The organism is Vibrio clamense (genome assembly GCF_050337905.1).
GTDB lineage: Bacteria > Pseudomonadota > Gammaproteobacteria > Enterobacterales > Vibrionaceae > Vibrio > Vibrio cortegadensis.
In genome coordinates, this window is record NZ_JAKJTJ010000003.1 from 1 (window position 1) to 5,448 (window position 5,448).

Consider the following 5,448-nt stretch of genomic DNA (forward strand, 5'->3'; position numbering starts at 1 on the left):
AAACTAAACAATCTATTAAAGGTAGATATCTTCAGTACGCAAAGCATTTAGCGACAGGTTCTAGTGGTTGTTTTTATCGCTATATTATCGATAACTATGGTGGTTTGAGGCTTGGTTTTGTTATTGTCGATAATCCGAATGAAATGGAAAAGTACTACTTCAAAGAGTATCGGGCGGCTTACTTAGAGAACCCTCCGAAATCAAAGGTGGGCTAATGCCTAACAAAGCGTTTAAGACGGATTCCCAACGCTCGGCATTTTGGGTTTACTTCAGGTTAAGTGTTTACGGCACAATACTTTAGGTGCCGTGTTATGCGTTGCTCACCACTTAACGCGGCGTTATGTGCTTGGAGGTCTAATGATAAAAAATGGGCATACTGGAAAAATTGTTCAAGGCGATGATTTAGGCTGTGAAGTCCTAGTCATCGATGATTCTGAGAGTTCAGGTGGCTATATCATCTCTGTATCTGAATCCTTTAGCCAGAAGTCCAACAATTGCTACGATGATTGGGTGGAGGATTATCTCGCTTTAAACAGCTACTTTGAAGAGTCTGGTTGGGAAGTTGATTGGTATTGAATAAAAATTACAAGCTCTAGTTTATTTAACTTTAGATTGCACACTTAGGTTTGAGGTCGTTGAAAGTACGCACATAACAAAGCGTTTAAGACGGATTCCCAACGCTTGGCATTTTCGATTTGATTCAGCTTTAGTGTTTACGGCACAATAGTTTAGGTAAGGTGGTAGCGTTGCTCACCACTTAACGCGGCGTTATATTGCATAAGATTCAAAGGGTTAAATTATCCGTTTATCTTTGTTCTGCGTCCGAACTACACACCTGTTCGTCTCGTGAAAGTTGCCATCAAAATGACCATCGCACGTAGAATGTTTATCGGTTAATTAGGTGCAACGTCACGCAAGTCTCCTCGTTAGTAAGTTTCGCTGGCTCAAGTTCATTTTGCGCGGCTTCTTTTTCGTGGGGGCTTCATTGAAAGTTGTGGCTTCAACTCACTTTGTTTTCAGGTTTCTCGTTCGAATTCTTTGTCATTCTAGCTAATCGAATTGCTCAAATTTGCCTAATTTCGTTTCTTAGCCAAGTGCGTTTTGTTATCTATGATTGAGTTTCGAACTATCTGTGTTACTTCTGAGTTCAAAGCCAGTAGATTTGGAACCAATTCAGCACCTTGGCGCTAAACTTGGCTCTGTCGTGCGGGCAATATAACAAAGCGTTTAAGACGGACTCTCAACGCTTGGCGGCTTTAGTTCAAAGATATGCATCAGTGTTTATGGCATAATGTCTTGAGTGCAGTGGTAGCGTTGCTCGCCACTTAACGCGGCGTTAGCTTAAGTTCTATTCCGACGGTAGGTTCTGCTTTAATTCTAGTAACATTAAATATGCGCTTTCACCTGACATATCGTAAGGGCTGAATTGGTCAGAGCCTGAAAATTGTAAGTTAAGTAATGCAGTTAAGTGAGGTTGAGGAATATCGCCCATAGACCAGTCTCCAAATTCACGGCAATGTACTTCTTTGAAGTAGAGAATGGTGACTTTACTGTGTCGTTTGTCATTTACGATGTGACTGTATGTATCATTTATAGCTTCTCTTGAACCTTCTAGGCATTGTAAAAAGTACTTCTGATTATGACTTAGTAGTCCAGTGATGTTAGCTTCTTTGTTGTGTTCGCGTGATGTCGTAAGAATGTCTGTTAAAGCGTTCAAATCGCAGTCTTTTGAAAGAGTGCTGACATAAATTAATCGAGTTAGGAACATAGCTACCACTTTGTTTTTATTAAACGTTACTATCAAATATAATCTATATAGTAGAATTTGCTAATTAGAGCAGGGTTTATCACTGACAAATATTAAGCTAACAAACAATTTAAGAGTGACTCCTAACGCTTGACGATTTTACTTCGATTTGAATTTTGTGTTTACGGCGCAATGGTTTAGTCTAGGTTTTATAGCGTTGTCGCACCTTAATTGGGCGTTATGCAACTGGAGTAAATTATGAAAAATGGCTTAGTAAATACGCTGAATCGGCAGGATGCTTCAGATGCGCTTTTAGACCTAGGAGAAACACTTCTAGATTCTCAGTTCGATGATGGATTATTAAAGGATATTCCCATTTTAGGGACTTTAGTTAAGCTGAAAGACTTTGGGCTAAGCATCAGTGACTACATGTTAGTTAAAAAACTGCAAAAGTTTGTATTCGCTTTGAATCAAGTTCCTGAAAATGAAAGAGACAATTTTTTCATTAAATTAGAAAGTGACAATACATACAAATCTAAAGTAAATGATAATTTGGTTCTGCTTATCAACGCTTCGGATGATATTGATAAGCCTGAAATGTTAGGGAAGGTTTTTGCTAAGTATGTCATTGGGTGTTTGGACTATGAGAAATTTATGCAATTTTCGACCTCAGTAAATGGCTTAAATGCAAACCAGTTTAAGTTACTTAAACTGCAAGAAAAAGCGCATACATGCAAAGAAGTTGGTCATACGCTAGCTTCATATGGTCTCGTTAATATTGTTATACCAGCAATGTATGGTTCTTCTGTACCTGATTACTATTTGAATGAAAGTGGAGCAGAATTCCTAAAGGTACTGTTTGGTAAAGAGATCGCGTTAGAATAGTTGCATAACAAACAATTTAAGAGTGACTCCTAACGCTTGCCGAGTTTACTCCGATTTGAAATTTGTGTTTACGGCGCAATGGTTTAGTTTGGTGTTATAGCGTTGTCGCACCTTAATTGGGCGTTATATTGCATAAAATTCAAAGGGTTAAATTATCCGTTTATCTTTGTTCTGCGTTCGAGCTACACACCTGTTCATTTCGTGAAAAATGCCCCAAAATGCCCATCGCACGTAGAAAGTTTGTCGGCTAATTTAGCTGCAACGTCACGCAAGTCTCCTCGTTAGTAAGTTTTGTTGGCTCACGTTTATTTTGCGCGGTTTCTTTTTGGTGGGAACTTCATTGAAAATCGTGGCTTCAGCGCACTTTGCTGTCAGGTTTCTTGCTCGAATTCTTTGTCATTCTGGCTAACAGAACAATTCAAATTTTGCCTAGTTTCGTTTCTTAGCCAAGTGCGTTTTGTTGTTTATGGTTGAGTTTCGAACTATCCGTTTTACATCTGAGTTCAAGGCCAGTAGATTTACAACCAATTCAGCACCTTGGCGCTAAACTTAGCTCTATCGTGCGGGCAATATAACAAAGCGTTTAAGACGGACTCCCAACGCTTGGCGGCTTTAGTTCAAAGATATGCATCAGTGTTTATGGCATAATGTCTTGAGTGCAGTGGTAGCGTTGCTCGCCACTTAACGCGGCGTTAGTTTACCAATCAAAATTGCACCCTAACTCAAAATGCTAGGGTGTGGTAATTATCGTAGATGGTTTTGTGGAAGTTGCGATTGTCCAAGAACTGCAACGACTAAAATAAAGCCGTCTTCCTTGGTAAAGTACGCTGTGTGTTTACCAATCGGGAAATAAAATCCATTTTGATATAAATCGTTGCAGTTTCTGCCTACTGCTGGGTTTTCAGCGAGCATTTGAAATCCAGTAAGAAGTGTATTTTTGTATGTGTTCCACTGCATTTCGGAAAAGTTCGTAACTGTATGATTTTTGATTTTGTGCAAATGAGCCTGTGCTAATTTACTTAGTTTATATTGCATACTTTACTTACAACGCTTTTAGGAAATTTTCACCATCAACTACATTGCCTTGGGCTAAGTCTGCTTTTGCAGACTCAAAGCAATGCTTGATGTAATCGGCTTTCATAGTTTCGAGCTCTTCATAGTCTCTAATCGACATCACCACGACGGCATCTTTGTTATTTTTACTTATCTTAACTGGCTCACGTTGAGCGTTGAGAAGCAGCTCTCCGAAATTACGTTTGGCATCATTTGCTGTTAATGTATGCATGGTCAATCTCCAAAGTGGAATTACAGTTAGATTATAGTCTATCGCGCAAAAAGTTCAATTTAATTAAATCGTGCGATATGTGCGAAAGGTAATCTAACAAAGCATTTAAGAAGGATTCTCAACGCTTGGCATTTTTGCTTCTACTTCAAATTTAGTGTTTAAGGTACAATGCTTTAGGTTGGGTGGTGGCGTTGTTCACCCCTTAATGCGGCGTTAGGTTAAAGGTTGTAGTGACTAGTTTCACGATATTATTGGAAAAAATGATGAAGGCTGTTGAGTACAGAATTGAAAATATATCAGAATTTTTGGACGTATTTAGAAAAAATCCACCAGAGTTATTTAGGGGGCAGGCAGAAGATTGGCCTTTGATACCTTCACTTGGTCGAGTTACTTTGAGTGTATTTGAAGGTATTCTAGAGATTGAGGAAGATATCATTTCTGAATTTAAGAAATATGGTTATCCATATTTCGATGGGGCGAGTTTGTCATATACTGATTGGATACTTTATGCTCAACATCACGGACTTCCAACTAGACTTCTCGATTTTACGAGTAATCCTTTAAAGGCACTTTACTTCGCGGTTGAAGATTCTACAAACCTGAATGATGGTGTTGTGTGGGGGTTTGATTCTATTTGTGGCTATGAGTTTCCTGACTTGATGTCGGATACCGTTAAATTCTTTTATCCAATACATGTTGACCCTAGAATCACAGCGCAAGAAAGTTGTTTTGCTTGCTTCCCAATAGGGCGTTATCAGTTAGATGTTCCCAGTATAGAGACTTACGATACAAGAGATACACGGCCATTTGACAGGGTGGTCATACCTGGGGAGTTCAAATTGAGAATCAAAACTGAACTGAGTACTTTAGGCATTCACAAATTGTCTATATATCCCGGAGTTGAAGGTGTTGTGGCTAGAGTCAAAGAAAAATTAGAACTATAACCTAACAAACAATTTAAGAGTGACTCCTAACGCTTGGCGATTTCACTCCGGTTTGAATTTTGTGTTTACGGTGTAATGGTTTAGTTGATGTGTCATAGCGTTGTCGCACCTTAATTGGGCGTTAGCACTCCGAGTACCCCACGTTTAGTAGACACTTTACTAAGTTAGATCTAGGGTCTAATTGAGAGGTGATTTATGGCTAAACATCGTAATCCAGCGTACACCGAAGAATTCCGCAAAGAAGCAGTTCGTCTGTCCGAGCTTCCAGGTCGCACAGCCGCATCCGTTGCGAAAGAGTTGGGCGTCAGCGCCCAACAAATTGCTAACTGGAAGCGTCAATTTAACCGCTTATCTGATAAACAGTTTAACACCTTAGACGGTGTTGATTACTCCAAGAAAGAATCCGAAGAACTACGAGCGCTTAAGCGCGAGAACAAGCGACTTAAAGATGAAATGGAATTCCTAAAGAAGGTCTCGGCGTACTTCGCGAAGCAGCAAGAGTGAAGTACGAGTTTATCGAAAGTTATGTGGGTGAGTATGCCGTTGTTCTTATGTGTTGTGCATTAGGTGTGTCCCCGAGTGGTTAT

Annotated in this window: 8 protein-coding genes; 5 read left to right on the plus strand and 3 right to left on the minus strand. The window is 39.6% G+C overall.

The genetic code is table 11. The features are described 5' to 3' along the window. Together L4C39_RS00140 and L4C39_RS00145 are read left to right on the plus strand one after the other, a co-directional pair. Nucleotides 1-215: hypothetical protein (locus L4C39_RS00140; protein WP_429743713.1), on the plus strand; the 215-nt coding region annotated here is incomplete at its 5' end. A gap of 142 nt (nt 216-357) precedes the next feature. Further along, nucleotides 358-576 carry a hypothetical protein gene (locus L4C39_RS00145; protein ID WP_429743714.1) on the plus strand — a complete coding sequence of 73 codons (219 nt, stop codon included), beginning with the start codon at nt 358-360 and terminating at the stop codon, nt 574-576. 772 nt (nt 577-1,348) lie between these two features. Here L4C39_RS00145 and L4C39_RS00150 read toward each other — a convergent pair. Continuing rightward, nucleotides 1,349-1,768, minus strand: coding sequence for a BLUF domain-containing protein (locus tag L4C39_RS00150; RefSeq protein WP_429743715.1), 420 nt, complete (start codon nt 1,766-1,768; stop codon nt 1,349-1,351). Nucleotides 1,769-2,005: 237 nt separating this feature from the next. Between L4C39_RS00150 and L4C39_RS00155 the strand changes: the two genes are divergently transcribed. Next, nucleotides 2,006-2,632 carry a hypothetical protein gene (locus tag L4C39_RS00155; RefSeq protein ID WP_371731145.1) on the plus strand — a complete coding sequence of 209 codons (627 nt, stop codon included), beginning with the start codon at nt 2,006-2,008 and terminating at the stop codon, nt 2,630-2,632. Between the two features lie 744 nt (nt 2,633-3,376). Here L4C39_RS00155 and L4C39_RS00160 read toward each other — a convergent pair. Both L4C39_RS00160 and L4C39_RS00165 read right to left on the minus strand, forming a co-directional pair. Continuing rightward, complete coding sequence (locus L4C39_RS00160) at nt 3,377-3,667, minus strand: type II toxin-antitoxin system RelE/ParE family toxin (RefSeq protein ID WP_429743717.1); 291 nt, start codon at nt 3,665-3,667, stop codon at nt 3,377-3,379. A gap of 7 nt (nt 3,668-3,674) precedes the next feature. Beyond that, nucleotides 3,675-3,917 (minus strand): type II toxin-antitoxin system Phd/YefM family antitoxin, encoded by a 243-nt coding sequence (locus L4C39_RS00165; protein ID WP_429743718.1) that lies wholly within the window; start codon nt 3,915-3,917, stop codon nt 3,675-3,677. A 260-nt stretch (nt 3,918-4,177) separates the two neighbouring features. Here L4C39_RS00165 and L4C39_RS00170 point away from each other — a divergent pair, with 260 nt between their 5' ends. Then, a complete protein-coding gene (locus L4C39_RS00170) occupies nt 4,178-4,861 on the plus strand; it encodes an FRG domain-containing protein (RefSeq protein ID WP_429743720.1) in 684 nt (227 codons plus the stop codon). Between the two features lie 195 nt (nt 4,862-5,056). After that, on the plus strand, nt 5,057-5,365 hold the full coding sequence (locus tag L4C39_RS00175; RefSeq protein WP_017054517.1) for a transposase: 309 nt from the start codon (nt 5,057-5,059) through the stop codon (nt 5,363-5,365). Nucleotides 5,366-5,448: the final 83 nt, after the last annotated feature.

What these genes read in the sequence shown, in the direction of transcription:
- L4C39_RS00145 (WP_429743714.1), top strand. Translation starts at nt 358, where the DNA reads ATGATAAAAAATGGGCATACTGGAAAAATTGTTCAAGGCGATGATTTA.
- L4C39_RS00150 (WP_429743715.1), bottom strand. Translation starts at nt 1,768, where the DNA reads ATGTTCCTAACTCGATTAATTTATGTCAGCACTCTTTCAAAAGACTGC.
- L4C39_RS00155 (WP_371731145.1), top strand. Translation starts at nt 2,006, where the DNA reads ATGAAAAATGGCTTAGTAAATACGCTGAATCGGCAGGATGCTTCAGAT.
- L4C39_RS00160 (WP_429743717.1), bottom strand. Translation starts at nt 3,667, where the DNA reads ATGCAATATAAACTAAGTAAATTAGCACAGGCTCATTTGCACAAAATC.
- L4C39_RS00165 (WP_429743718.1), bottom strand. Translation starts at nt 3,917, where the DNA reads ATGCATACATTAACAGCAAATGATGCCAAACGTAATTTCGGAGAGCTG.
- L4C39_RS00170 (WP_429743720.1), top strand. Translation starts at nt 4,178, where the DNA reads ATGATGAAGGCTGTTGAGTACAGAATTGAAAATATATCAGAATTTTTG.
- L4C39_RS00175 (WP_017054517.1), top strand. Translation starts at nt 5,057, where the DNA reads ATGGCTAAACATCGTAATCCAGCGTACACCGAAGAATTCCGCAAAGAA.